The organism is Burkholderia sp. Ed8 (assembly GCF_040761425.1).
Taxonomy (GTDB): domain Bacteria; phylum Pseudomonadota; class Gammaproteobacteria; order Burkholderiales; family Burkholderiaceae; genus Burkholderia; species Burkholderia seminalis.
Genome location: NZ_CP142885.1, coordinates 1,328,623 through 1,352,843 on the forward strand (window position 1 = coordinate 1,328,623; position 24,221 = coordinate 1,352,843).

Below are 24,221 nucleotides of genomic sequence, written 5' to 3' on the forward strand. Positions count from 1 at the left end.
GCGGCAACAACGCGTGCGCGGCCGGAGGTGCGCATGACGGCGCCCGGGTTCACCGATGGGGTGGCGGCGCTCGTGCGCGATACCGAGGTGCACAAGGATCTTTACCTGTCGCCGCGGATCTTCGAACTGGAGATGCGCCACCTGTTCGCGAACACATGGGTGTACGTCGGCCACGTCAGCCAGATTCCGGACACCGGCGACTACGTGACGACGACGATCGGCGCGGAGCCGGTCGTGATGGTGCGCCACGTCGACGGATCGGTGCGCGTGCTGCACAACCGGTGTTCGCACAAGGGCACGCAGCTCGTGACCGACGCGTGCGGCAACACGGGTACGTTCTTTCGCTGTCCGTACCACGCATGGTCCTACCGGACCGACGGCAGCCTCCATGCGATTCCGCTGCGGCGCGGCTACGACCAGACCGGTTTCGAATCGTGCGAGGCGAGCAAGGGCATGCAGGCGGTCGGCGCGACCCACGAGCATCGGGGCTTCGTGTTCTGTCGGCTGAACCCGGAGGGCGTCGGCTTCCACGACTATTTCGGCGCGGCGCTGTCGTCGCTCGACAACCTGGTCGACCGCTCGCCGGAAGGGCGCGTCGAAGTCGCGGGCGGCGTGTTCCGGTACGTGCATGCGTGCAACTGGAAAATGCTGGTCGAGAACCAGACCGACACCTGTCACCCGATGGTCGCGCACGAGTCGTCGGCCGGCACGGCCGTGCGCGTCTGGGAGCGTGACGGCATGGAAGGCGCGAAGCCGATGGCGGTGGAACTGCTGGAGCCGTTCATCCAGCCGCATGCGTTCTTCGAGCGGATGGGGCTGCGCGTGTGGCCCAACGGGCACGGTCACACCGGCACCGCCGATTCGATCCATGCGCGCTATACGCCGATTCCCGGCTACCACGAGAAGATGACGGCGGCGTACGGCGAAGCGCGCGCGGCCCGCATTCTCGGCGAGGTGCGCCACAACACGGTGCTGTTCCCGAACGCGATGGTGAAGGGGCCGATCCAGATCCTGCGCGTGTTCAAGCCGCTCGCGGCCGACCGCACGCTGGTCGAATCGTGGTCGTTCCGTCTTGCGGGCGCACCCGATTCGATGTTCGAGCGCACGCTGGCCTACAACCGGCTGATCAACGCGCCGACGTCGATCGTCGCGCACGACGATCTCGAGATGTACGAACGCGCGCAGCGCGGCCTCGCGACGCAATCGCGCGACTGGGTGCATGTGGGACGGCTGTTCGATCCGCACGAGCACATGCACGCGACGGCCGAGACGAACGGCACCAGCGAGCTGCAGATCCGCAACCAGTTCCGCGCGTGGCTGCGCTATATCGCGCCCGCATCGACGAAGGAGGCCGCCGATGCGCACGTTTGCTCACGATGAACTCGCCGCGTTCGTGTATCGCGAGGCGCGCCTGCTCGACGAGCGGCGCTACGAAGACTGGCTCGCGCTGTACGCGGACGACGCGCGCTACTGGATGCCGTTGTCGCCGGATCAGCCCGATTCGGTGCTGCATGGCGCGCTGATGGACGAGGACCGGTTGCTGCTGCGCATCCGCATCGAGCGCCTGGCCGGCCGCCGCACGTTCTCGCAGCAGCCGGCGAGCCGCGGCCATCATCTGCTCCAGCAGCCGTACGTCGAGCGCGCCGACCCGGCGCGCGGCGTGTACGTGTTGCGCACGCCGTTCCATTACGTCGAAGCGCGGCGCGACGAGCAGACGCTGTTTGCCGGCTGGTACACGCACGAACTCGCGGTCAGCGGCGACGCGTTGCGCATCCGCGTGAAGCGCGTCGACCTCGTCAACGCCGATGCGCCGCTCGGCAGCATCCACCTGCCCGTGTGAGCGCGGGCTCGCGCTGCCGGTTTCCTTCCCTGGTTTGGTCCCGATTCCATGAACGCCCCTGAACGCCTGCCGCACACGCTACCGTACATCGACACGCTGTACGACTATGGCGCTTTCCTGTCCCGTACCGGCGGCCGTGTCGGTACGCTGGCGGCCGAAAGCGCGCGCGATGCGCGGATCGCGATCGTCGGCGCGGGCGTCGGCGGGCTCGTCGCGGCCTGCGAACTGCTGCGCGCCGGTGCGCGGCAGGTCGTCGTGTTCGAGGCGAACCGGGCGCGCGTCGGCGGACGCCTGCTGACGCAGTCGATCAATCCCGAGCATCCGCACCTGCTCGCCGAAATGGGCGCGATGCGCTTTCCGCCGTCGCAGGCGGCGCTGTATCACTACCTGGACCGGTTCGGCGTCGACAGCGCATCGGCGTTTCCCGATCCCGGCATCGTCGACACGGAGATTCACTATCAGGGCCATGCGTACCGCTGGCCGGCCGGCGAAGCGCCGCCGGCGCTGTTCGAGCGTGTCGACCGCGGCTGGCGCGCGTTCATCCGCGACGGCGTGCGGCTCGACGACGGCACGTCGCTACCGGCGCCGGCCGAACTGACGGCGCTGCTGCGCGCGCATCGCTACGACGATGCGCGGTGCGGCTGGCAGCAGTACATCGACCGCTTCGGCGACGAGTCGTTCTATTCGGCGATCGTGAAGATCTTCACCGGCGCGACGCCGCCCGGCGGCGTTCGCTGGCGCAAGAGCGAGGACCTGCGCCTGTTCGGCACGCTCGGCATCGGGTCGGGCGGCTTCCAGCCGGTCTATCGGGCGTCGTTCCTCGAAATCCTGCGGATCGTCGTCAATGAGCTCGAGGTCGACCAGCGGCTGATCCCGGCCGGCATCTTCGCGCTCGCGCAGGGGCTGCTGGACGACGGCGCCGACGGCGTGCGCGTGCGCGACTGCATCGTTCACGCAGCGGTGCGCGGCGTGACGAAGCAGCCCGACGGTACGCTTGCGCTCGCACTCGACGACGGGGCGACCCGCGTGTTCGATCGCGTGATCGTCGCGACGACGACGCGGGCGATGCAGGTCGGCATGGGGATGACGGGCATCGCGAACTTGTTCGCCCCGGACGTCGTCCGCGCGATCAACGAAACGCACATGGTCAGCTCGTCGAAGCTTTTCGTGCTGACCCGCGACAAGTTCTGGCTCAAGCACGGGCTGCCGCACAACATCCAGACCGACACGCTCGCGCGCGGCATCTACTGCCTCGACTACGCGCCCGACGATCCCGACGCGCACGGCGTCGTGCTGATCAGCTACACGTGGGAAGACGATTCGCACAAGATCCTGTCGCTGACCGACAAGATCGAGCGGTTCAAGCGCCTCGTGGCCGAGATCGGCGTCGTGTCGCCGGCGTTCGCCGCGCATCTGCGCCCGCTCGACGACGATTACGCGCGCAACGTCACGAGTCACGACTGGCTGTCGGACCGTTACGCGCTGGGCGCGTTCAAGCTGAACTACCCGGGCGAGGACATCCACTCGCAGGCGCTGTTCTACCAGTTCCAGACGGCGGCGGATCCGTCGTCGGACCGCGGGATCTATCTGGCGGGCTGCTGCTGTTCGTTTACGGGCGGCTGGATCGAGGGCGCGGTGCAGACCGCGATCAATGCGGCGAGCGCGGTGATCCACAGCCTCGGCGGCACGCTGGCCGACGGCAATCCGCTCGACGCGATGCGCAGCCGCTATCGATATGGCGATTGAACGGCGCCGTTACCGGTCGAGCTCCGGGTAGTGCCGGAAGATCCCCATGTCGTTGAACGGGATGCGGCGCGCCGACGCGAGATAGCGCGCGACGGGCGGATGCCGCGCGACGCGATCGTGCAGCGCGACGAGCGCCGCGACTTTCCGCTCCGCGCGTTTCATCGCCTTCGGAAACGCATAGCGCAAGCCTTCGATCAGCTGGAACATCGACAGGTCCGCGTAGCTGAGAGCGGTGCCCGCGATGTAGCCGCTGCCGTGCGGATTCTGCCCGAGCACGCGATCGAAGTAGCCGAGGAATTTCGGCAGCCGGTTCTCGATGAAGTCGGCCGCGCGCTCCGCGGCTTCCGCCTTCTGGTCCTCGTAGTAGAGGCAACTGGCGATCGGGTGATGCGTGTCGTGGATCTCGGTGACGAAGTCGGCGACGGTCAGCTGGAGCTGGTGTACCCACAGCCGGCCGGCTTCGTCGTCGGGCGCGAGCCCGAGCCGCGCGCCGAGAAACAGCAGGATGTTCGCCGTCTGCCCGACGACCACGTCGCCCGCCTTCAGGAACGGCGGCGCGAACGGCACGCACTCGGCCTTCGTGCTGTCCATCATGCGCATCATCGCCGACACGCCCATCCCGCGCCCCGATTCGCGTGCGACATCGACATAGTCGGCTTCGGCCGCCTCGAGCGCGAGCCGCACGTACTCGCCGCGGCCCTGGATCTCGGGCCAGTAATAGAGTTCATATCGCATGCTGTTGTCCTGTTCGTTGAACCGGCTGCCGCCGGCCTCGTGACGACCGGGCGGCCGCGCGCCGCCCGTTGCGAATAGACAGTCTAGGCGATCGAACGAAAAGCGCCGTGCGCGGCATCATGCGTCGCGTGCGCGCTCGCCGCCTTTCGGGCCGTGGAAGAACACCCGGGTCGAGAAGTCGTCGGAGAAGCCGGCGAGGCGATGCGCCGCGTGGGCGGGGACGAACAGCGTGTCGCCGGCCGCGACGCCGCATTCGCGCCCGTCGACGACGAAGCGCGACGCGCCGGTTGTGATCACGTCGATCTCGTCGCGCGTGTGCGGCGTCTGCCCGTCCTCGACGTGCGGCCGGTACAGCTCGACATCGCGCGTGCCGTGGCGAAACAGCGTCGTGAACAGCGTGCCTTCGTCGTCGAGGCGCGCAAGCGATTCGTTCAGGCCGAGCTTCATCGTGGCGGGCTCCGGGGCCGGATCGTGAGGGAACGCGGCTTGCGCCATGGTAATGCGGGTGCCGATATGTCGAAACGCCGCGCCAGTCGCGAGCGCTCCACCGGCGAAACAGGCGCGCGATTCGCTCGCCGCAGGTGAAACAAGATCGTCCATCGGCGAAACGGCGCGGCGATCGAACGGATTCGGCCGTTACTTTCACCGCAATTTAACCAACGCCGCCTAGGATCGCGCTGCATCGATCGATGGCACGTCGCGCTGCCGGTTCGCGCGCGGTTGCCCGATTGCCTTTTCCCTGGACCCCGCGAATTTCGTCGATCCTGCCTGTCCTCACGCACGGTCGTCATTCGCATCATGGCGTAGCGTGTACATGAGTCAGCATTCCCCGGCTTCGTCCCGAAGAAAATTCCTCGCCGCCGCGCCAGCCGTCGCGGCCTCTTCCCTGTTGAGCGCCTGCGGCGGCGACGACGTCACGTCGGCGCCGGTCACCGACAGCGCGCTGGCCGCGCAGATGTCCGCGAAACTGAACGCGCAGCTCGGCGACGCGGCGACCGTCGACGCGATCGTCCCGGCGATGTCCGACGTCGGCTTCACGTGGGACCTGCCGACCGTGGCCGCCGCGCAGATCGGTGCGATCGTCGCGTACAGCTTCGGCAACCGTCCGAACGCGTCGAGCGGCAACACGTCGAGCATCGGCGGCAACCAGGCGGCGCTGCCCGATCCGGGGCCGGTGAACGAGGCGCTGGCGGACGCCGTGTACCGCATCCGCCAGCTGAAGCCCGTCAAGGTCTATGCGCAATGGGAAATCGCGCGGTTTCTCGTGTCGAAATACGGGATGGGCGCCGACGTGTTGTCGTCGGTCGAACCGGTGATCGCGAACGACGGCTCGATCGTGTACCTGAGTACCGCGGGCGTCGCGGCGGTCGCCGTGTCGCGGGCGGGCGGGGCGGCGGCGATGGGCACCGTCGCGGTGGTCGGCCATCGCGATCACGCGAAGCGCTGCATCCAGACGTCGCAACAGGGGGGCATGAAGGCGGCGGCCGTCACCGAGGTGCCGCTGCCGACGGTGTACGACCCGCAGTCGGGCCAGCCGTGGACGCGCAACCGCAGCCTCTACCTCGTGCACGACATGTATGCGCAGATGCTGACGCGCGCGATGACCGCGACGACGCAGGCCTACCCGAAGGGCTGACGCCCGCCGATCCCCCATCGACGCTCATGACCATGCATACCCGTCGCCATTTCCTGGCTTCCACCTCCGTCCTGGCCGCGTCGTGCGCGGCCGTCACGCCCGTGTTCACGAGCGCCGCGCCGGCCACGGATGCCGAACTGCAGCGCCAGATGCTCGGCAAGCTGACGAACGAACTGAACGATCGCGCGACCGCCGCCGCCGAAACCGGTTATCTGCTCGACACGTTTTTCTCGTGGACGCCGCCGAGCGTCGCGGCGGCCGCCATCGATACGATCGTCGCATACAGCTTCGGCAGCCGCGCCGGCGCATCGGCCGCCGCACCCGTACCGGGCCCCGTCAACGAGGCGATTGCCGATACCGTGTTCCAGCTTCGGCAGAAGGTCGCGGCACCGATCTTCGCGCAGCAGGAGGTCGCGAGCGTGCTCGCGTCGACATACGGGCTCACGGCCGGCGTGACGTCGATCGCGACGCCCGCGGTCGCCGCCGGCAGCCCGATTCCGACTCCCGACGGCGTCGCCGCCGCGATCGTCAGGCAGGCGGGCGCGGCCGCGGCGCTCGGCAAGGTCGGCGTCGTCACGCATTCGGACCAGGCGTCGCTCGCCGTGCGCGCGTCGAATGCGGCGGGGATGCAGGCGGCGGTGCCGGCAGGCCTCGCGCTGCCGTCGCGCTACGACACGTCCGCGCAGATGGCGGCCATGCGGCGGCGCGATCTCTACCTGCTGGGCAACGCCGGCATGCAGCTCGCGATGCTGCGGCTCGACCTGATCAACCGCGCGTACCCGAACGGCTGATGCGCCAGCCACGGGGCGCGGCGCGCGACCCGGGCGATGCGGCCGCGCGATCGCCGCCCGCCGGATCGTGCGTGCCCCGTTTTGCCGGGTAATGCCGATACAGGTATTGGCACTACCAGCCAAACTACTGTTTTTAATGGGTTTTTTCGCGCCCGGCCTGAGCCGGGGCGCACGCTGCGTGGCATAATCGACTTCATCCGCAAGGCTTGTAGTCACAACGACCCCGCATACCCATGGCACAGACTCTCTACGACAAACTGTGGAACACCCACGTGGTCCACACCGAGGAAGACGGCACGACCCTGCTCTACATCGACCGTCAGCTGCTGCACGAAGTCACGAGCCCGCAGGCGTTCGAAGGGCTGAAGATGACGCATCGCCCGGTGTGGCGCATCAGCGCGAACCTCGCCGTGTCGGACCACAACGTGCCGACGACGGACCGCAGCCACGGCATCGCCGATCCCGTCTCGAAGCTGCAGGTCGACACGCTCGACGCGAACTGCGATGCGTTCGGCATCACGCAGTTCAAGATGAACGACGTGCGCCAGGGCATCGTCCACATCATCGGGCCGGAACAGGGCGCGACGCTGCCGGGCATGACGATCGTGTGCGGCGATTCGCACACGTCGACGCACGGCGCGTTCGGCGCGCTCGCGCACGGCATCGGCACGTCGGAAGTCGAGCACGTGCTCGCGACGCAAACCCTGCTGCAGAAGAAGAGCAAGAACATGCTCGTGAAGGTCGAGGGCGCACTGCCGCGCGGCTGTACCGCGAAGGACATCGTGCTCGCGATCATCGGCAAGATCGGTACGGCGGGCGGCACGGGCTACGCGATCGAATTCGGCGGCTCGACGATCCGCGCGCTGACGATGGAAGGCCGCATGACCGTCTGCAACATGGCGATCGAAGCCGGCGCGCGCGCGGGCATGGTCGCGGTGGACGACACGACGATCGATTACCTGAAGGGCAGGCCGTTCGTGCCGACCGGCGCGGAATGGGATCAGGCCGTCGAATACTGGCGCCAGTTCAAGTCGGACGACGGCGCGCAGTTCGACCGCGTGGTCGAGCTGAACGCGGCCGAGATCGTCCCGCAGGTCACGTGGGGCACGTCGCCGGAAATGGTCACGTCGATCGACGGTCGCGTGCCCGATCCCGAGCGCGAGAAGGATCCGGTCAAGCGCGACGCGATGGAGCGCGCGCTGGCCTACATGGCGCTCGAGCCGAACACGCCGATCGAATCGATCAAGGTCGACAAGATCTTCATCGGCTCGTGCACGAACGCACGGATCGAGGATATCCGCGCGGCCGCGTATGTCGTGAAGAAGCTGAACCGCCGGATCGCATCGAACGTGCGGCTCGCGATGGTCGTGCCGGGTTCGGGCCTCGTGAAGGCGCAGGCCGAGCGCGAAGGGCTCGACAAGGTGTTCACCGACGCGGGCTTCGAATGGCGCGAGCCGGGCTGTTCGATGTGCCTCGCGATGAACGCCGACCGGCTCGATCCGGGCGAGCGCTGCGCGTCGACGTCGAACCGCAACTTCGAGGGCCGGCAGGGCGCGGGCGGTCGCACGCACCTCGTGAGCCCCGCGATGGCGGCAGCCGCGGCGATCGAAGGTCACTTCGTCGACATTCGCCAGCTGGGGTAACGCGTGACGGCAACGAAGGTCATCGCGCGGCTGGTTGCCGCGCTGGCGCTGGCGGGGCTGGGCTTCGGCCTCGCGGGCTGCAATACCGTCCGCGGCTTCGGCGAGGACGTCAACGCCGCGGGCAACGCGCTCAAGCGCGCCGCGGACTGACACCGCCACCGAGAATTTGTCGATGTGTGCCGGCCGCGTGCCGGCCCTTCAACCGGATAGACGGATCATGGAAAAATTCACTGTACATACCGGCGTCGTGGCGCCGCTCGATCGCGAGAACGTCGACACCGACGCGATCATCCCGAAGCAGTTCCTGAAGTCGATCAAGCGCACGGGCTTCGGTCCGAACGCGTTCGACGAATGGCGCTACCTCGATCACGGCGAGCCGGGCCAGGACAACTCGAAGCGTCCGCTGAATCCGGACTTCGTGCTGAACCAGCCGCGCTACCAGGGCGCATCGGTGCTGCTCGCCCGCAAGAACTTCGGCTGCGGCAGCTCGCGCGAGCACGCACCGTGGGCGCTGCAGCAGTACGGCTTCCGCGCGATCATCGCGCCGAGCTTCGCGGACATCTTCTTCAACAACTGCTACAAGAACGGCCTGCTGCCGATCGTGCTGACCGAGCAGCAGGTCGATCACCTGTTCAACGAGACGGCGGCGTTCAACGGCTTTCAACTGACGATCGACCTCGACGCCCAGGTCGTGCGCTCGGGCGACGGCCGCGAGTATCCGTTCGAGATCACCGCGTTCCGCAAGTACTGCCTGCTGAACGGCTTCGACGACATCGGCCTCACGCTGCGCCACGCGGACAAGATCCGCCAGTTCGAAGCGGAGCGGCTCGTGAAGCAGCCGTGGCTCAACACCAAGCTGGTCGGCTGATCGTGCCTTTCGGGCGGGCGCGCCAGCGGCGCGTTCGCCGGCCTGCCTCATACAACCTACCCAGTCAGGAATTTCGCATGAAGATTGCAGTGCTGCCCGGCGACGGCATCGGTCCGGAAATCGTCAAGGAAGCCGTGAAGGTGCTGAACGCACTCGACGAGAAGTTCGAACTCGAACAGGCGCCGGTCGGCGGCGCCGGCTACGAGGCGAGCGGCCATCCGCTGCCCGACGCGACGCTGGCGCTCGCGAAGGAAGCCGACGCGATCCTGTTCGGCGCGGTCGGCGACTGGAAGTACGATTCGCTCGAGCGCGCGCTGCGCCCCGAGCAGGCGATCCTCGGGCTGCGCAAGCATCTCGAGCTGTTCGCGAACTTCCGCCCGGCGATCTGCTATCCGCAGCTCGTCGATGCCTCGCCGCTGAAGCCGGAACTCGTCGCGGGCCTCGACATCCTGATCGTGCGCGAACTGAACGGCGACATCTACTTCGGCCAGCCGCGCGGCGTGCGTGCGGCACCGGACGGCCCGTTCGCCGGCGAACGCGAAGGCTTCGACACGATGCGCTATTCGGAACCGGAAGTGCGCCGCATCGCGCACGTCGCGTTCCAGGCCGCCCGCAAGCGCGCGAAGAAGCTGCTGTCGGTCGACAAGTCGAACGTGCTCGAAACGTCGCAGTTCTGGCGCGACGTCATGATCGACGTGTCGAAGGAATACGCGGACGTCGAGCTGTCGCACATGTACGTCGACAACGCGGCGATGCAGCTCGCGAAGGCGCCGAAGCAGTTCGACGTGATCGTCACGGGCAACATGTTCGGCGACATCCTGTCCGATGAGGCGTCGATGCTGACGGGCTCGATCGGCATGCTGCCGTCGGCGTCGCTCGACAAGAACAACAAGGGCCTGTACGAGCCGTCGCACGGTTCGGCGCCGGACATCGCGGGCAAGGGCATTGCCAACCCGCTCGCGACGATCCTGTCGGCCGCGATGCTGCTGCGCTACTCGCTGAATCGCGCGGAGCAGGCCGATCGCATCGAGCGCGCGGTGAAAACGGTGCTCGAACAGGGCTACCGTACGGGCGACATCGCCACGCCGGGCTGCCGGCAGGTCGGCACGGCGGCGATGGGCGATGCGGTGGTCGCGGCGCTGTAAGGCAACGCGGCAGTAATATAGAAAGGGCGCGAACAGGCCGGGAAAATCGGCCGGTTCGCCCCCGGTTGGCCGTTGTGCGGGCCACCGGCTTTGTGTAGACTCGAACGATGGCGCTGATTTCCCTGATCTCCCCGGTCCTGAAACTCCACGGCAACACTGCCCGTGCGGGTGCGCGCGCCATCGTCATCACGAAAACCATTACCACGAAAACGATCATTAAACGCTGATCGCCGTCGTGCCCGCCTGTTTCCCCGCGCGGTCACGCGGGGACGGAAATGGCGGGGAAGCTCCATTCAAAGCAAAGGGTTAGTCATGAACGTAGGTCTCGTAGGTTGGCGCGGCATGGTCGGCAGCGTCCTGATGCAGCGCATGCAGGAAGAAGGCGATTTCGACCTGATCGAACCGGTGTTTTTCAGCACCAGCAACACGGGCGGCAAGGCGCCGTCGTTCGCGAAAAACGAGACTACGCTCAAGGACGCGACCAACGTCGACGAGCTGAAGAAGTGCGACGTGATCATCACGTGCCAGGGCGGCGACTACACGAACGACGTGTTCCCGAAGCTGCGCGCGGCCGGCTGGAACGGCTACTGGATCGACGCGGCATCGTCGCTGCGGATGAAGGACGACGCGGTCATCATCCTCGACCCGGTCAACCTCGACGTGATCAAGGACGCGCTCGTCAAGGGCACGAAGAACTTCGTCGGCGGCAACTGCACGGTCAGCCTGATGCTGATGGCGCTCGGCGGCCTGTTCCGCGAGAACCTCGTCGACTGGATGACGGCGATGACCTACCAGGCCGCATCGGGCGCGGGCGCGCAGAACATGCGCGAGCTGCTGTCGCAGATGGGCACGCTGAACGGCGCGGTGCAGGAACAGCTGGCCGATCCGGCGTCGGCGATCCTCGACATCGACCGCCGCGTGCTGGCCGCGATGAACAGCGATGCGATGCCGACGAGCCACTTCGGCGTGCCGCTGGCCGGTTCGCTGATTCCGTGGATCGACAAGGATCTCGGCAACGGGATGTCGAAGGAAGAGTGGAAGGGCGGCGCGGAAACCAACAAGATCCTCGGCAAGCCGGCCATGGGCGAGCCGGGCTCGATCCCGGTCGACGGCCTGTGCGTGCGGATCGGCGCGATGCGCTGCCACTCGCAGGCACTGACGATCAAGCTGAAGAAGGATGTGCCGCTCGACGAGATCAACGGCATCCTCGCGTCGGCGAACGACTGGGTGAAGGTCGTGCCGAACGAGCGCGAAGCGTCGATGCGCGACCTGTCGCCGGCGAAGATCACGGGCACGCTGACGGTGCCGGTCGGCCGCCTGCGCAAGCTCGCGATGGGCGGCGAATACCTGTCCGCGTTCACGGTCGGCGACCAGCTGCTGTGGGGCGCGGCCGAGCCGCTGCGCCGCATGCTGCGCATCCTGCTCGACAAGTAAGCCTGTCAGCATGTCCGGCCCGCGGGCCGGACTGCGCGCGATGACGCGCCGCGTCGGCCCCCGGTTCGGGGCTGGCGCGGCGCGTTTTTCATGTGCGAATGGATCGGCGCATGCTCGGCAGCGTCTGGTCGACTGCCTGCCGCGTCTTGATCGTCCGCGGGCTGCCCGGCGCGGCGATGATTTTCATCCATTGATGCGGCTGTGTTCGATCTGCCCGGCGGCCGGCCGCGGCATGCGGACCCGGGCGGCGCGATGGCCCGATCGCCGGGCGGCCGCGCCCGGTTGCACCGGCCGGCGACGAATTCGGCCCGAATGCGATCGCGTGAAGTAAACTACGCGGTTACGACGCACAGACCCGCCGAAAGCGTCGCGTTCCGCGCGACGCTTTTGCATTTCTGCGGCAACTTTATTGACGCCTTCAACCGCGAATCCGAGCCGCGCCCGCGCGCGGCGATAGAGCCCACGATGTCCCGAATTTCCTTGTTTCCGCGTCAGTCCCGTCTGTCGCGCGCCGTGCGTGGCGCGCTGGCGATCCTGGCGCTCGGCGCAGCCGCATCGGCCTGGGCCGTCGGCACCGTCGAACTGCCGGCGTCCGCCGCCGGCGGCGCCGTACCGCTTACCGTGACGGTCCAGCCGGGCCAGTCGCTGAACGACATCGCGAAAGCGGCCACGCAATCGCATGATCCCGGCGTGCTCGCGCGTGCCGGCCGCGCGCTGTTCGACGCCAATCCGCAAGCATTCATGAAGCGCGACGCGAGCCGCCTGAAAGTCGGCGCGACGCTGACCGTGCCCGCGCTCGACGCGACCGGCGCGGCGCTCGCGCCGGCCAGTGCCGCCGCTGCCTCGGCCGCGGCAGTGGCGTCCGCGCCTGCCGCCGCATCGGGCGGGGCGGCGGAAGCGCAGCATGGCGCGTCCGCGCCGCATCCCGGGTCGGCCGTGCAATCGGCGCCGGCCACGCCGGCCGTTCATGCGGCGCCGGTGAGCGGCGCGAGCGTCGCGACGGGCGCGGGGGCGTCGGCTTCGGTCGGCGCGTCGGCGGCACACGGCGCGTCGACGGCCGACAGCCTGCCGCCGGCGGCACCTGCCGCGGGCGCGAGCGGCCCGCATGTATGGAGCGGTGCGATCCAGTCCGCGCCGCCGTCCGCGAGCGAGGCCGCGGTCCAGCCGGTGCCGGGCAGCCAGGTTTCGGGTTCGCGCGAGCCGGCCGGTGCGGCGCCCGCGACCGGCGCGTCGCAGCCGCGGCCGTCGAGCCTGCAGCAGTTGCTGGCGCTGAAGAATCGCGTGCTGATGGAATTGCAGAAGCACGGCATCGGCAAGCCGGGCACCGCGAACGACGTTGCGCCGGCACCCGCGCCGGCACCCGCCGCGCCGCGTCCGGCCGCGAACGACGCGGGTGCGTCGGCAGCGGCGCCGGCGGCAAGCGAAGCCGCGTCCGCGGTCGCCGCCAGCGCGGCGCAATCGGCATCGGCGCCTGCGCGACCGGCCGCTCCTGTCGCGACGCCGGCGCGCCGTACCGAGCAGATGGACTGGCGTCCGGCCGCCGTGGCCGGCGCGGCCGTGATCGTGCTCGCGGCCGGCTTTGCGTGGCGCAAGCGCAGGAAGGGGCGCGAGACGGGCGATGCGGGTGAGGTGGCCGCTGCAGCCGGTACTGCCGCGGCCCCGGAGGCCGAAGCGGCGCCGTCGCTCGACCGCGAGTTGCCGATCCTGCCCGAGATGCCGGTCGCGCGCGACGCCGCGTCGGATCAGTATCTTGCCGCGGCGACTGCCGCCGCGGCCGAAACGGTCGAGCCGGCTGTCGCCGATGCACCGTCGGCGCCGGAGGCCACGAAGCCGCATGACGAGCAGCCCGGATTGCCGCCCGCGCAAGCGGCCGTGGCGCCGGTGAACGAGGTGGCGCCGGCTCAGGCTGCGCACGGCGCAGAACCGGCCGAAACGGCCGCTGCCAAGCCGGCCGACACGCCTGCCGCGCCTTCGGCGGCCGACGCGCAGCACGCGACGCTGATGCAGAACGCGATCAGCGCGCTGAACAGCCTCGACATGCCGTTGCCGCCGCGAACGTCGGAGGACGCACCGCTGACGCCGGACGAGCTGTCCGCGCGGGCAGGGCAGTCGGACATCGATGAAATCGCAACTAACGGTCAAGTCGAATCGCATCCGCCGATTGACGTGAACCATCCGACCCCGGAACATCCGGCCGACCAGGACGACGAGTACGATTGGGATCCGGACGCGGCAACGCCCGCCGGCCACGCGGGCAGCCCGTCTGCGCTGTCGTCGCTGCCGCCGCTCGGCGGTGCGCAGTTCGGCGCGCTGAAGCTCGATTTCGATCTCGACCTCCCGTCCGCGCCGGGCGCCGCGCTGCCCGCGCTGCCCGCGCTGACCGCGGACGAGCTCGCGCGCATCGCGCGCAACAAGCTCGATCTCGCGTCGGAGTACGTCGAACTGGGCGACTTGTCCGGCGCGCGGACGCTGCTGCAGGAAGTGATCGACGCGAACGACACCGCGACGCGCGACGATGCGCGCGCGTTGCTCGCGAAACTGGCGGACGAGGCGTGATGCGGATCGCACTGGGCATCCAGTACGACGGCGCGGCGTTCTGCGGCTGGCAGGCGCAGCCGCACGGCAAGACCGTGCAGGACCGGCTCGAGCACGCGCTGGCCGAGTTCGCGCGGGTGCCGCTGCATACGACGGTCGCTGGCCGGACCGACACCGGCGTGCACGGGCTCGGGCAGGTCGTGCACTTCGACACCGAGCTCGAACGCGAGGTGTTCTCGTGGGTGCGCGGCACCAACGCGTTCCTGCCGCCGACCGTATCGGTGCAATGGGCGAAGCCGATGCCGGACACGTTCCACGCGCGTTTCTCGGCGTTCGAGCGCACCTATTACTACGCGCTGTACGTGCATCCCGTGCGCTCGCCGATGCTGGCCGGGCGTGCGGGCTGGATCCACACGCCGCTCGACGACGACGCGATGCGCGCCGCCGCCGCGCACCTGATCGGCGAGCACGATTTTTCGTCGTTCCGGTCGTCGGAATGCCAGTCGAAGACGCCGGTCAAACACCTGTATCAGATCGACGTGCGGCGCGCGGGGCATTTCATCCATTTCCGCTTCCGCGCGAACGCGTTCCTGCATCACATGGTGCGCAACCTGATGGGCTGCCTCGTCGCGGTCGGGCGCGGCCGCTATCCGGCCGACTGGCTCGCCGACGTGCTGGCCGGGCGCGATCGCAACCTGGCGGCGCCCACGTTCATGGCCGACGGGCTGTATCTGGCCCACGTCGGCTACCCGGCGGAATTCGCCGTCCCGCCCGCGCAGCTCGGCAGCGTGCCGTGGAGCAGCGTCTGGGCCGATCTGGACCCTCAATCATGACGGATCAAGCCGTGTCTTCCCCGCCTTCCGCCGCCGGCCTGGCGCCGCGCACGCGCATCAAGCTGTGCGGGCTGTCGCGCCCCGAGGACGTGCTGCACGCGGCGGCGCTCGGCGCCGATGCGATCGGCCTCGTGTTCTACCCGAAAAGCCCGCGCGCGGTGACCCTCGCGCAGGCGGCCGAGCTGGCGAGCCTCGCGCCGCCGTTCGTGTCGGTGGTCGGGCTGTTCGTGAACGCGACCGAGGCCGAGATCGAGGCCGTCGTGCGCGACGTGCCGCTGACGATGCTGCAGTTCCACGGCGACGAGACGCCGGAGCAGTGCGACGCGCTCGGCCGCGCGGCACGGCTGCCGTGGTTGCGCGCGGTGCGCGTCGGCCCCTCGACGCAGCCGTCCGATTTGGTAGAATCGGCTCTTCATTATTCGAAAGCGCGCGGCCTCCTGTTCGACACCCTGGTGCCGGATTACGGCGGTAGCGGCAAGGTCTTCGATTGGTCTCTTATTCCCGCAGAGCTCGCGCATCGGGCCGTTTTGAGTGGTGGCTTGAGCGCGCAAAACGTCGGTGATGCGATCCGCCAGCTGCGTCCGTTTGCTGTCGATGTCTCGAGTGGCATCGAAGTGGCGGGCGCAAAGGGCGTGAAGGATCACGCCCGAATGGCGGCGTTCGTACGCGCGGTGCGCGAAGCGGACGCCCGGTGATGCAAGCGGTGTGGCCCCGAAAGCGGGGCGCCCCGACCGATCGAGAGAGACATCATGTACAACCTTCCTGACGATCGCGGCCACTTCGGCCCGTATGGCGGCGTGTTCGTCGCCGAGACGCTGATTCACGCGCTGGACGAACTGCGCGACGCGTATGAAAAATTCCGGAACGATCCCGGCTTCGTCGCCGAATACGAGCGCGAACTGAAGTATTTCGTCGGCCGCCCGTCGCCGATCTACCACGCGCAGCGCTGGAGCGAGATGCTCGGCGGCGCGCAGCTCTACCTGAAGCGCGAAGACCTGAACCACACCGGCGCGCACAAGATCAACAACGTGATCGGCCAGGCGCTGCTCGCGAAGCGCATGGGCAAGAAGCGCGTGATCGCCGAAACCGGCGCGGGCCAGCACGGCGTCGCAACCGCGACGATCTGCGCGCGTTTCGGGATGGAGTGCATCGTCTACATGGGCGCCGAGGACGTGCGCCGCCAGGCCGCGAACGTCTACCGGATGAAGCTGCTCGGCGCGACGGTCGTGCCGGTCGAGTCGGGCTCGCGCACGCTGAAGGACGCGCTGAACGAAGCGATGCGCGACTGGGTCACGAATATCGAGAGCACGTTCTACATCATCGGCACGGTCGCGGGCCCGCATCCGTACCCGATGATGGTGCGCGACTTCCAGCGCGTGATCGGCGACGAGTGCAAGGTGCAGATGCCCGAACTCGCGGGCCGGCAGCCCGACGCGGTGATCGCCTGCGTCGGCGGCGGGTCGAACGCGATGGGGATCTTCTATCCGTACATCGACGATCAATCGGTGCAGCTGATCGGCGTCGAGGCGGCTGGCGACGGCCTCGACACGGGCCATCACGCGGCGTCGCTGATCGCCGGCAGCCCGGGCGTGCTGCACGGCAACCGCACGTACCTGCTGCAGGACGACAACGGCCAGATCATCGAGACGCATTCGGTATCGGCGGGCCTCGACTATCCGGGCGTCGGTCCCGAGCACGCCTGGCTGAAGGACAGCGGCCGCGCGCAGTACGTGCCGATCACCGACGACGAAGCGCTGAAGGCGTTCCACGACTGCTGCCGGATCGAGGGGATCATCCCCGCGCTCGAGTCGAGCCACGCGATCGCGTATGGCGTGAAGCTCGCGCCGACGTTGCCGAAGGACAAGATCCTGCTCGTCAACCTGTCGGGCCGCGGCGACAAGGACATGCACACGGTCGCCGAGCGATCGGGCATCGACCTCTGACCCCGACCGATGCGTGACCTGATCGAAGAGCCGGGCGGCGGCGCCGCGAGCGAGGCGGAGGCGGTTCAGCCCGCCGCCGCCGCGCCGCGCGCGCTGCCGTCCGGTATCGAGCTGCATAACCGCGATTTCCTGACCGAGGCCGCGCACCTGCCGGACGCGTCGATCGACCTGATCGTCGCCGATCCGCCGTACGGGCTCGGCAAGGACTACGGCAACGATTCGGACAAGCGTTCGGGCGACGATTTCCTCGCGTGGACGCGCGAGTGGCTCGAGCTCGCGATTCCGAAGCTGAAGCCGAGCGGGTCGATGTACATCTTCTGCACGTGGCAGTACGCGCCGGAAATCTTCAGTTTCCTGAAGACGAAGCTCACGATGGTCAACGAGATCATCTGGGACCGGCGCGTGCCGAGCATGGGCGGCACGACGCGCCGTTTCACGTCGGTGCACGACAACATCGGCTTTTTCGCGGTTTCCAAAGCGTATTACTTCGATCTCGATCCGGTCCGCATCCCGTACGACGCCGATACGAAGAAGGCCCGCTCGCGCAAGCTGTTCGAAGGCAGCAAGTGGCTGGAGATGGGCTACAACCCGAAGGACGTCTGGTCGGTCTCGCGCCTGCATCGGCAGCACGCGGAGCGCGTCGATCATCCGACCCAGAAGCCGCTGGAAATCATCGAGCGGATGGTGCTCGCAAGCTGCCCGCCGGGCGGCCGCGTGCTCGATCCGTTCATGGGCAGCGGCACGACCGCGGTGGCCTGCGCACGGCAGGGGCGCGACTTCGTCGGCTACGAGATCAACGAAAGCTATTGCGCGATCGCGCACGAGCGCGTCAGCGCGCTCGCCGCGCCGGCGTGCGCGTGAATCGCGCCGCCGCATCGCCGAACGCAACGCCATACTTTGTATGGGGCCGGAGCAAGCGCTGACGCGCCCACTCCGGATCGACACAGGAAAATTGCCATGTCCCGTATTCAGCAGACCTTCGCCGCGCTCGCCGAACAAGGCCGTAAGGGCCTGATCCCGTTCATCACGGCCGGCGACCCCGATCCCGCGAAAACCGTCGAATTCATGCACGCGCTCGCCGCCGGCGGCGCGGACGTGATCGAGCTCGGCGTGCCGTTCTCGGACCCGATGGCCGACGGCCCCGTGATCCAGCGCTCGTCGGAGCGCGCGCTCGCGCGCGGCGTCACGTTGAAGAGCGTGCTCGCCGACGTGAAGCGTTTTCGCGAGACCGACCCCAAAACCCCCGTCGTGCTGATGGGCTATGCGAACCCGATCGAACGGATGGGCGTCGACGCGTTCGCGGCCGACGCGCATGCGGCCGGTGTCGACGGCGTGCTGGTGGTCGACTATCCGCCGGAAGAGGCGGGCGTATTCGCCGAAAAGATGCGTGCCGCGCAGATCGATCCGATCTTCCTGCTGGCGCCCACGTCGACCGACGAACGTATCGCCGATGTCGGCAAGATCGCGAGCGGCTACGTGTATTACGTGTCGCTCAAGGGCGTGACCGGCGCGGGAAATCTGGATGTTTCGAGCATTGCGGGTAAAATCCCGGCCATCAAGTCGCGCGTGCCGGTTCCGGTGGGCGTCGGCTTCGGGATCCGCGACGCCGAAACGGCGCGTGCGGTGGCCGAAGTGTCGGACGCCGTCGTGATCGGCAGCCGCCTCGTGCAGCTGCTCGAGAGCGCTGCGCCGGACGCCGCCGCCGCCGCGCTGAAGACCTTCATCGCCGAGCTGCGTGCCGCCCTGGACGGCGCGGGCAAGGCGGCGCGATAAACACAACACAGGAAGCGGGCGGGCCAGTCGGCCCGGCCCGCCACGGAACAGGAAACCATACGATGAGCTGGCTCGACAAACTGTTGCCGCCGAAGATCAAGCAGACCGATCCGAAAAGCCGCAAGGGCATTCCGGAAGGCCTGTGGGTCAAGTGCCCGTCCTGCGAGGCCGTGCTGTACCGCAACGACGTGGATGCGAACCTGCACGTGTGCCCGAAGTGCGATCACCACATGCGCATCGGCGCGCGTGAACGCCTCGACGGGCTGCTCGATCCGGAAGGCCGTTATGAAATCGGTCAGGAAATCGTGCCGGTCGACACGCTGAAGTTCAAGGACAGCCGCAAGTACCCCGATCGTCTGAAGGAAGCGATGGACGAGACGGGCGAGACCGACGCGATGGTCGTGATGGGCGGGGCGATCCACACACTGCCGGTCGTCGCGGCCTGCTTCGAGTTCTCGTTCATGGGCGGCTCGATGGGTTCGGTCGTCGGCGAGCGCTTCGCGCGCGGCGCGCAGAACGCGCTGGAGCAGCACGTGCCGTTCATCTGCTTCACGGCGTCGGGTGGCGCACGGATGCAGGAAAGCCTGCTGTCGCTGATGCAGATGGCGAAAACCACCGCGATGCTGACCAAGCTGGCCGAAGCGAAGCTGCCGTTCATCTCGGTGCTGACCGACCCGACGATGGGCGGCGTGTCGGCAAGCTTCGCGTTCCTCGGCGATGTCGTGATCGCCGAGCCGAAGGCGCTGATCGGCTTCGCCGGCCCGCGCGTGATCGAGCAGACGGTTCGCGAGAAGCTGCCGGAAGGCTTCCAGCGCGCCGAATTCCTGCTGAAGACGGGCGCGATCGACATGATCGTCGACCGTCGCAAGATGCGCGACGAAATCGCGCAGTTGCTCGCGCTGCTGCAGCGACAGCCGGCCGACGCGCTGGCTTGACCGGCGCAAGGTTGTGAACTCTGCGCGTCGCCTGGCTTCAGCGTCAGGCGGCGCGCTTCGTTTTTTGGCGTAGTGGCGGTACCGATCCAGATTTGATCCGATGAGCACTTTCCCCACTCTCGACGCGTGGCTTTCGCACCTCGAACGCGCGCACCCGGTCGGCATCGACATGGGCCTGACCCGTATCGGGCAGGTCAAGGCGGCGCTGCAGCTCGAATTCGCGTGCCCCGTCATCACCGTCGGCGGCACGAACGGCAAGGGCTCGACCTGCGCGTTCCTCGAGACGATCCTCGTGCGCGCGGGCTACAAGGTCGGCTGCCATACGTCGCCGCACCTGCTCGAATTCAACGAGCGCGCCCGCGTGAACGGGCAGAACGTCACCGACGACGAACTGCTGCCGCATTTCGAGGCCGTCGAGGCCGCGCGCACGTCGCTGTCCGCGCCCGTGTCGCTCACGTATTTCGAATTCACGACGCTCGCGATCCTGCACCTGTTCGCGTCACGCGGGCTCGATGCGGTGATCCTCGAGGTCGGCCTCGGCGGCCGGCTCGATGCGGTCAACATCATCGATACCGATTGCGCGATCGTCACGAGCATCGACATCGACCACACCGAATACCTCGGCGACACGCGCGAGAAGATCGCGTTCGAGAAGGCCGGGATCTTCCGCGCGGGCAAGCCGGCGATCTGCGGCGATCCGGCCGCGCCGCAAACGCTGATCGACCACGCCGAGGCGATCGGCGCCGATCTGTGGCTGGTCGGTCGCGATTTCCGCTACGAGGCGCAGGCGGGCGCGGAGCGCCAGCAATGGAGCTACCTCGGCCGCGAGAAGCGCTATCCGGCGCTCGCGTATCCGGCGCTGCGCGGCGCGAATCAGCTGATCAATGCATCGGCCGCGCTCGCCGCGCTGGAGGCGCTGCGCCCGGTGCTGCCGGTGTCCGCGCAGGACATCCGGCTCGGGCTCGCGAACGTCGAGCTGCCGGGGCGCTTCCAGGTGCTGCCCGGCAAGCCGGCGATCGTGCTCGACGTCGCGCACAACCCGCACGCAGCGGCCGTGCTCGAGCAGAACCTCGGCAACATGGGCTTCTTCCCGTACACGTATGCGGTGTTCGGCGCGATGCACGACAAGGACATCGACGGCGTGCTGCAGCACCTGAAGGGCGAGATCGACCACTGGTGCGTGACCGACCTGCCGCTGCCGCGCGCGGCCTCGGCGGAGCAGCTCGAAGCCGCGCTGCGCAAGGCCGGCGTGGAGGAGGGGCCCGATTCGAGCGTGACGCGTTACGCGTCGCCGGCAGAAGCGTTTCGCGATGCACTAAAAAGAGCATCCGAGAATGATAGAATCGTGGTTTTCGGCAGTTTCCATACGGTTGCCGGCGTGCTGGCCTACCGTAAATCGCAGCAACACTGACTGACGGGCAGTTTCGGACTCAGCCATTCATGGGAATTTTCTCGTTCGGCAAAAAAGACGACGACGCGCCCTCGCGGCGCGGCGGTCGCACCGGGACCTCCCGGAACGTGCGCACGGAGCGCACCACCGAGCGCGTCGAGCGCCGCTCGCGCCGCACCGAGCGTCCGGAATCGGACGCACTGCTCCTCGATCCGACCCTTCCAGAAAAGCAACGCGCGCGCCGTCGCCTCGTCGGCGCGATCGCGCTCGTCGTGGCGGCCGTGATCGTGCTGCCGATGGTGCTCGATTCACACCCGAAGCCCGTCACGGACGACATCGCGATCGACATCCCGAACCGGCCCGCGCACCAGGCGGTCGCGCCGCGTGACGACGATGCGGCCGACGTGCAGGCAGGCGTCGCGCATGACGAACCGCCGGCATCCGACACGGCCGTTGCGGCCGCGCCGGCACCCGTACCGGCGCCCGCGCCCAAGCCGGCCGCGAAACCCGATACGACGACCACGGCGAGCGTGACGCCGCCGAAGCCCGCGCCGAAGCCGGCCGCCCCCGCGGCGAAACCGGCCGCGCCGAAGCCCGCGCCCGTCGCGAATGCCGACGCCGCGAGCCCGGACAGCGGCGACGCGTCGTCGCCGGCATCGCCGGCCGGTGCGCGCTTCGCGGTGCAGCTCGGTTCGTTCAAGGACGACGCGACGGCCCGTTCGTGGGCAACCAAATTGAAATCGGCGGGAGTGCCCGCATATGTCGAGCATCGCAAGCAGGCGGACGGCAGCACGGCTACACTGTTGCGTGCGGGCCCGTTCGCGGATCGCTCGGCGGCCTCCGCCGCGATCGCGAAGGTGCGCGAAGCCGGGTTGACGCAGTAACACGATGCTGACGGCTTTCGACTACGCTGTATTGGCGGTGATTGTGTTGTCGGCGCTGCGCGGGGCGTGGCGCGGCTTCGTATCGGAGATATTCGGGCTGATCGGCTGGATTGCGGCGGTCGTGATCGCGGGCCGCTACGTCGGGCTGGTCGTGCCGTACATTCCGGCGAATTGGCCGGGCGGCGCGCTGACGCAGTGGGTGATCGCCTTCGCGCTGCTCGTGATCGGCGTCGTGCTGGTCGCCGGTGTCGCCAACGCGCTGCTGTCGCGGATCGCGCAGGCCAGTGGCCTGGGCGGCGTCGACCGCTCGCTGGGCATGATGTTCGGGCTCGTCCGCGGCTGTGTGCTGGTGGTGCTGCTGGTCGCGGCGGCCGGGCTGACCGAACTGCCCAAACAGGATTTCTGGCGCAATGCGCTATTGCGTCCTTTCGCCGAACAGGGCGTGCACGAGCTGAAGCAGCTCCTGCCCGACGGCATGGCCCAGTACGTACGCGTGTGACGACGCGGCTGGGCAGGACGGAACCGTTTTTGTCATTCTGAAGGACATGCCATGTGCGGCATCGTAGGCGTTATCTCCCAATCCCCGGTCAATCAGCTGATCTATGACAGCCTGCTGCTGCTGCAGCATCGCGGTCAGGACGCGGCGGGCATCGCGACGGCGGACGGCAGCAATTTCCACATGTACAAGGCGAACGGCATGGTGCGCGACGTGTTCCGCACGCGCAACATGCGCAGCCTGCCCGGCACCTACGGCATCGGCCAGGTGCGCTACCCGACGGCCGGTTCGGCGTCGAGCGAGGCCGAGGCGCAGCCGTTCTACGTGAACGCGCCGTTCGGGATCATCCTCGCGCACAACGGCAACCTGACGAACTGGCAGCAGCTGAAGGACGAGATGTTCCGGATCGACCGCCGGCACATCAACACCAATTCCGACAGCGAAGTGCTGCTCAACGTGTTCGCGCACGAGCTGCAACTGTCGACCACCGGCCTCGAACTCGATCCGGCGTCGGTGTTCAAGGCGGTCTCGGGCGTGCATCGCCGCCTGGAGGGGTCGTACGCGATCGTGTCGCTGATCGCCGGCTACGGCCTGCTCGCGTTCCGCGATCCGTTCGGCATTCGTCCGCTCTGCATCGGCAAGCTCGAGACCGAGCACGGTACCGAATGGATGGTCGCGTCGGAATCGGTGGCGGTAGAAGGCATCGGTTTCGAATTCGTGCGCGACCTGGAGCCGGGCGAAGCGATCTTCATCGACAAGGCCGGTAATTTCCACAGCCAGCAGTGCGCGGAGAACCCGACGCTGAATCCGTGCATGTTCGAATACGTGTACCTCGCGCGTCCGGATTCGTGCCTCGACGGCGTGCCCGTCTACAACGTGCGCCTGCGCATGGGCGACTATCTCGCCGAGAAGATCAAGCGCGAGCTGCCGAACGTGCCGATCGACGTCGTGATGCCGATTCCCGATTCGTCGCGCCCGGCCGCGATGCAGGTCGCCGCGAAGCTCGGCGTCGAGTATCGCGAAGGCTTCTTCAAGAACCGCTACGTCGGCCGCACGTTCATCATGCCGGGGCAGGCCGTGCGCAAGAAGTCGGTGCGCCAGAAGCTCAACGCGATGAGCATCGAGTTCAAGGACAAGAACGTGCTGATCGTCGACGATTCGATCGTGCGCGGCACGACCTCGCATGAAATCGTGCAGATGGCGCGCGATGCGGGCGCGAAGTCGGTGATCTTCGCGTCGGCCGCGCCGCCCGTGAAGTTCCCGAACGTGTACGGCATCGACATGCCGACGCGCGGCGAGCTCGTCGCGCATGGCCGCACCGACGAGGAAGTCGCGAAGATGATCGGCGCCGACCACCTGATCTACCAGGACGTCGACGACCTGCGCCGCGCGGTGCGCGACATCAACCCGAAGCTCGAGCGCTTCGAGGCATCGTGCTTCGACGGCAACTACATCACCGGCGACGTGACGCCCGAGTATCTGGATGCGATCGAGCGCGCGCGTCTCGCGCCGGCGTCGCAGGCCGATCGCGATACGGCCGGCGACACCGAACGTTCGCAGATGAACCTGCAGCTGTCGGTCGAGTGACACCGGC

At 68.0% G+C, this 24,221-nt stretch carries 24 protein-coding genes; 22 read left to right on the forward strand and 2 right to left on the reverse strand.

What is annotated here, in order from left to right; translation table 11 throughout:
- The first annotated feature begins 33 nt into the window (after positions 1 to 33).
- The 3 genes from VXM69_RS06215 to VXM69_RS06225 are packed head-to-tail and all read left to right on the forward strand — an operon-like array spanning position 34 to position 3,586.
- Positions 34 to 1,380: an aromatic ring-hydroxylating dioxygenase subunit alpha gene (locus tag VXM69_RS06215; RefSeq protein ID WP_034185803.1), complete on the forward strand. Its 1,347-nt coding sequence runs from the start codon at positions 34 to 36 to the stop codon at positions 1,378 to 1,380.
- Positions 1,358 to 1,840 carry an aromatic-ring-hydroxylating dioxygenase subunit beta gene (locus tag VXM69_RS06220; protein ID WP_034185804.1) on the forward strand — a complete coding sequence of 161 codons (483 nt, stop codon included), beginning with the start codon at positions 1,358 to 1,360 and terminating at the stop codon, positions 1,838 to 1,840. Before VXM69_RS06215 ends, VXM69_RS06220 begins: the two co-directional genes overlap by 23 nt.
- Positions 1,841 to 1,888: 48 nt before the next feature.
- Entirely contained in the window at positions 1,889 to 3,586 is a 1,698-nt protein-coding gene (locus tag VXM69_RS06225) for an FAD-dependent oxidoreductase (protein WP_226226806.1), read from the forward strand.
- Positions 3,587 to 3,595: 9 nt separating this feature from the next.
- On the opposite strand, the gene VXM69_RS06230 is transcribed toward VXM69_RS06225, so the two are convergent.
- Both VXM69_RS06230 and VXM69_RS06235 read right to left on the reverse strand, forming a co-directional pair.
- On the reverse strand, positions 3,596 to 4,321 hold the full coding sequence (locus VXM69_RS06230) for a glutathione S-transferase (RefSeq protein WP_367189163.1): 726 nt from the start codon (positions 4,319 to 4,321) through the stop codon (positions 3,596 to 3,598).
- 117 nt (positions 4,322 to 4,438) lie between these two features.
- A complete protein-coding gene (locus VXM69_RS06235) occupies positions 4,439 to 4,768 on the reverse strand; it encodes a cupin domain-containing protein (protein ID WP_367189164.1) in 330 nt (109 codons plus the stop codon).
- Positions 4,769 to 5,135: 367 nt separating this feature from the next.
- On the opposite strand from VXM69_RS06235, the gene VXM69_RS06240 reads away from it, so the two are divergent.
- The 19 genes from VXM69_RS06240 to purF all read left to right on the forward strand — a co-directional run bounded on the left by VXM69_RS06240 (position 5,136) and on the right by purF (position 24,214).
- Positions 5,136 to 5,957 carry a hypothetical protein gene (locus tag VXM69_RS06240; protein ID WP_367189165.1) on the forward strand — a complete coding sequence of 274 codons (822 nt, stop codon included), beginning with the start codon at positions 5,136 to 5,138 and terminating at the stop codon, positions 5,955 to 5,957.
- A 32-nt stretch (positions 5,958 to 5,989) separates the two neighbouring features.
- On the forward strand, positions 5,990 to 6,748 hold the full coding sequence (locus VXM69_RS06245; protein ID WP_367189166.1) for a Tat pathway signal protein: 759 nt from the start codon (positions 5,990 to 5,992) through the stop codon (positions 6,746 to 6,748).
- A gap of 233 nt (positions 6,749 to 6,981) precedes the next feature.
- A complete protein-coding gene (leuC, locus tag VXM69_RS06250; RefSeq protein WP_034185808.1) occupies positions 6,982 to 8,391 on the forward strand; it encodes a 3-isopropylmalate dehydratase large subunit in 1,410 nt (469 codons plus the stop codon).
- Positions 8,392 to 8,394: 3 nt separating this feature from the next.
- Positions 8,395 to 8,541, forward strand: a complete 147-nt coding sequence (locus tag VXM69_RS06255) for an entericidin A/B family lipoprotein (RefSeq protein WP_034185809.1) — start codon at positions 8,395 to 8,397, stop codon at positions 8,539 to 8,541.
- Positions 8,542 to 8,608: 67 nt separating this feature from the next.
- The gene (gene leuD, locus VXM69_RS06260; RefSeq protein ID WP_034185810.1) at positions 8,609 to 9,259 is read left to right on the forward strand and encodes a 3-isopropylmalate dehydratase small subunit; all 651 of its coding nucleotides are present in this window, start codon (positions 8,609 to 8,611) and stop codon (positions 9,257 to 9,259) included.
- Between the two features lie 77 nt (positions 9,260 to 9,336).
- The gene (leuB, locus tag VXM69_RS06265; RefSeq protein ID WP_034185811.1) at positions 9,337 to 10,404 is read left to right on the forward strand and encodes a 3-isopropylmalate dehydrogenase; all 1,068 of its coding nucleotides are present in this window, start codon (positions 9,337 to 9,339) and stop codon (positions 10,402 to 10,404) included.
- Positions 10,405 to 10,511: 107 nt separating this feature from the next.
- A complete protein-coding gene (locus tag VXM69_RS06270) occupies positions 10,512 to 10,631 on the forward strand; it encodes a hypothetical protein (protein ID WP_006756675.1) in 120 nt (39 codons plus the stop codon).
- 85 nt (positions 10,632 to 10,716) lie between these two features.
- A complete protein-coding gene (gene asd, locus VXM69_RS06275) occupies positions 10,717 to 11,838 on the forward strand; it encodes an aspartate-semialdehyde dehydrogenase (RefSeq protein WP_034185812.1) in 1,122 nt (373 codons plus the stop codon).
- Between the two features lie 465 nt (positions 11,839 to 12,303).
- Entirely contained in the window at positions 12,304 to 14,394 is a 2,091-nt protein-coding gene (locus VXM69_RS06280; protein ID WP_367189167.1) for a FimV/HubP family polar landmark protein, read from the forward strand.
- Complete coding sequence (truA, locus tag VXM69_RS06285) at positions 14,394 to 15,206, forward strand: tRNA pseudouridine(38-40) synthase TruA (RefSeq protein ID WP_059558344.1); 813 nt, start codon at positions 14,394 to 14,396, stop codon at positions 15,204 to 15,206. Before VXM69_RS06280 ends, truA begins: the two co-directional genes overlap by 1 nt.
- Positions 15,203 to 15,901, forward strand: a complete 699-nt coding sequence (locus VXM69_RS06290; protein WP_034185814.1) for a phosphoribosylanthranilate isomerase — start codon at positions 15,203 to 15,205, stop codon at positions 15,899 to 15,901. Before truA ends, VXM69_RS06290 begins: the two co-directional genes overlap by 4 nt.
- Positions 15,902 to 15,955: 54 nt before the next feature.
- Positions 15,956 to 17,149: a tryptophan synthase subunit beta gene (gene trpB / locus VXM69_RS06295; protein ID WP_049035173.1), complete on the forward strand. Its 1,194-nt coding sequence runs from the start codon at positions 15,956 to 15,958 to the stop codon at positions 17,147 to 17,149.
- Between the two features lie 9 nt (positions 17,150 to 17,158).
- Positions 17,159 to 18,010 carry a site-specific DNA-methyltransferase gene (locus VXM69_RS06300; protein ID WP_034185816.1) on the forward strand — a complete coding sequence of 284 codons (852 nt, stop codon included), beginning with the start codon at positions 17,159 to 17,161 and terminating at the stop codon, positions 18,008 to 18,010.
- A gap of 96 nt (positions 18,011 to 18,106) precedes the next feature.
- Positions 18,107 to 18,922, forward strand: a complete 816-nt coding sequence (gene trpA, locus VXM69_RS06305) for a tryptophan synthase subunit alpha (RefSeq protein WP_034185817.1) — start codon at positions 18,107 to 18,109, stop codon at positions 18,920 to 18,922.
- Between the two features lie 62 nt (positions 18,923 to 18,984).
- Entirely contained in the window at positions 18,985 to 19,857 is an 873-nt protein-coding gene (accD, locus tag VXM69_RS06310; RefSeq protein ID WP_006484412.1) for an acetyl-CoA carboxylase, carboxyltransferase subunit beta, read from the forward strand.
- A gap of 100 nt (positions 19,858 to 19,957) precedes the next feature.
- Positions 19,958 to 21,268: a bifunctional tetrahydrofolate synthase/dihydrofolate synthase gene (gene folC, locus VXM69_RS06315; protein WP_200087948.1), complete on the forward strand. Its 1,311-nt coding sequence runs from the start codon at positions 19,958 to 19,960 to the stop codon at positions 21,266 to 21,268.
- Positions 21,269 to 21,297: 29 nt separating this feature from the next.
- Positions 21,298 to 22,131 (forward strand): SPOR domain-containing protein, encoded by an 834-nt coding sequence (locus VXM69_RS06320; protein ID WP_069705038.1) that lies wholly within the window; start codon positions 21,298 to 21,300, stop codon positions 22,129 to 22,131.
- Between the two features lie 4 nt (positions 22,132 to 22,135).
- Positions 22,136 to 22,630 carry a CvpA family protein gene (locus VXM69_RS06325; protein ID WP_034185820.1) on the forward strand — a complete coding sequence of 165 codons (495 nt, stop codon included), beginning with the start codon at positions 22,136 to 22,138 and terminating at the stop codon, positions 22,628 to 22,630.
- 51 nt (positions 22,631 to 22,681) lie between these two features.
- The gene (purF, locus tag VXM69_RS06330) at positions 22,682 to 24,214 is read left to right on the forward strand and encodes an amidophosphoribosyltransferase (protein ID WP_034185821.1); all 1,533 of its coding nucleotides are present in this window, start codon (positions 22,682 to 22,684) and stop codon (positions 24,212 to 24,214) included.
- The last annotated feature ends 7 nt before the right edge of the window (positions 24,215 to 24,221 follow it).

Excerpts from the sequence above, each read along its gene's own strand:
- VXM69_RS06215 (WP_034185803.1), top strand. The coding sequence starts at position 34 with ATGACGGCGCCCGGGTTCACCGATGGGGTGGCGGCGCTCGTGCGCGAT.
- VXM69_RS06220 (WP_034185804.1), top strand. The coding sequence starts at position 1,358 with ATGCGCACGTTTGCTCACGATGAACTCGCCGCGTTCGTGTATCGCGAG.
- VXM69_RS06225 (WP_226226806.1), top strand. The coding sequence starts at position 1,889 with ATGAACGCCCCTGAACGCCTGCCGCACACGCTACCGTACATCGACACG.
- VXM69_RS06230 (WP_367189163.1), bottom strand. The coding sequence starts at position 4,321 with ATGCGATATGAACTCTATTACTGGCCCGAGATCCAGGGCCGCGGCGAG.
- VXM69_RS06235 (WP_367189164.1), bottom strand. The coding sequence starts at position 4,768 with ATGAAGCTCGGCCTGAACGAATCGCTTGCGCGCCTCGACGACGAAGGC.
- VXM69_RS06240 (WP_367189165.1), top strand. The coding sequence starts at position 5,136 with ATGAGTCAGCATTCCCCGGCTTCGTCCCGAAGAAAATTCCTCGCCGCC.
- VXM69_RS06245 (WP_367189166.1), top strand. The coding sequence starts at position 5,990 with ATGCATACCCGTCGCCATTTCCTGGCTTCCACCTCCGTCCTGGCCGCG.
- leuC (WP_034185808.1), top strand. The coding sequence starts at position 6,982 with ATGGCACAGACTCTCTACGACAAACTGTGGAACACCCACGTGGTCCAC.
- leuD (WP_034185810.1), top strand. The coding sequence starts at position 8,609 with ATGGAAAAATTCACTGTACATACCGGCGTCGTGGCGCCGCTCGATCGC.
- leuB (WP_034185811.1), top strand. The coding sequence starts at position 9,337 with ATGAAGATTGCAGTGCTGCCCGGCGACGGCATCGGTCCGGAAATCGTC.
- VXM69_RS06270 (WP_006756675.1), top strand. The coding sequence starts at position 10,512 with ATGGCGCTGATTTCCCTGATCTCCCCGGTCCTGAAACTCCACGGCAAC.
- asd (WP_034185812.1), top strand. The coding sequence starts at position 10,717 with ATGAACGTAGGTCTCGTAGGTTGGCGCGGCATGGTCGGCAGCGTCCTG.
- VXM69_RS06280 (WP_367189167.1), top strand. The coding sequence starts at position 12,304 with ATGTCCCGAATTTCCTTGTTTCCGCGTCAGTCCCGTCTGTCGCGCGCC.
- truA (WP_059558344.1), top strand. The coding sequence starts at position 14,394 with ATGCGGATCGCACTGGGCATCCAGTACGACGGCGCGGCGTTCTGCGGC.
- VXM69_RS06290 (WP_034185814.1), top strand. The coding sequence starts at position 15,203 with ATGACGGATCAAGCCGTGTCTTCCCCGCCTTCCGCCGCCGGCCTGGCG.
- trpB (WP_049035173.1), top strand. The coding sequence starts at position 15,956 with ATGTACAACCTTCCTGACGATCGCGGCCACTTCGGCCCGTATGGCGGC.
- VXM69_RS06300 (WP_034185816.1), top strand. The coding sequence starts at position 17,159 with ATGCGTGACCTGATCGAAGAGCCGGGCGGCGGCGCCGCGAGCGAGGCG.
- trpA (WP_034185817.1), top strand. The coding sequence starts at position 18,107 with ATGTCCCGTATTCAGCAGACCTTCGCCGCGCTCGCCGAACAAGGCCGT.
- accD (WP_006484412.1), top strand. The coding sequence starts at position 18,985 with ATGAGCTGGCTCGACAAACTGTTGCCGCCGAAGATCAAGCAGACCGAT.
- folC (WP_200087948.1), top strand. The coding sequence starts at position 19,958 with ATGAGCACTTTCCCCACTCTCGACGCGTGGCTTTCGCACCTCGAACGC.
- VXM69_RS06320 (WP_069705038.1), top strand. The coding sequence starts at position 21,298 with ATGGGAATTTTCTCGTTCGGCAAAAAAGACGACGACGCGCCCTCGCGG.
- VXM69_RS06325 (WP_034185820.1), top strand. The coding sequence starts at position 22,136 with ATGCTGACGGCTTTCGACTACGCTGTATTGGCGGTGATTGTGTTGTCG.
- purF (WP_034185821.1), top strand. The coding sequence starts at position 22,682 with ATGTGCGGCATCGTAGGCGTTATCTCCCAATCCCCGGTCAATCAGCTG.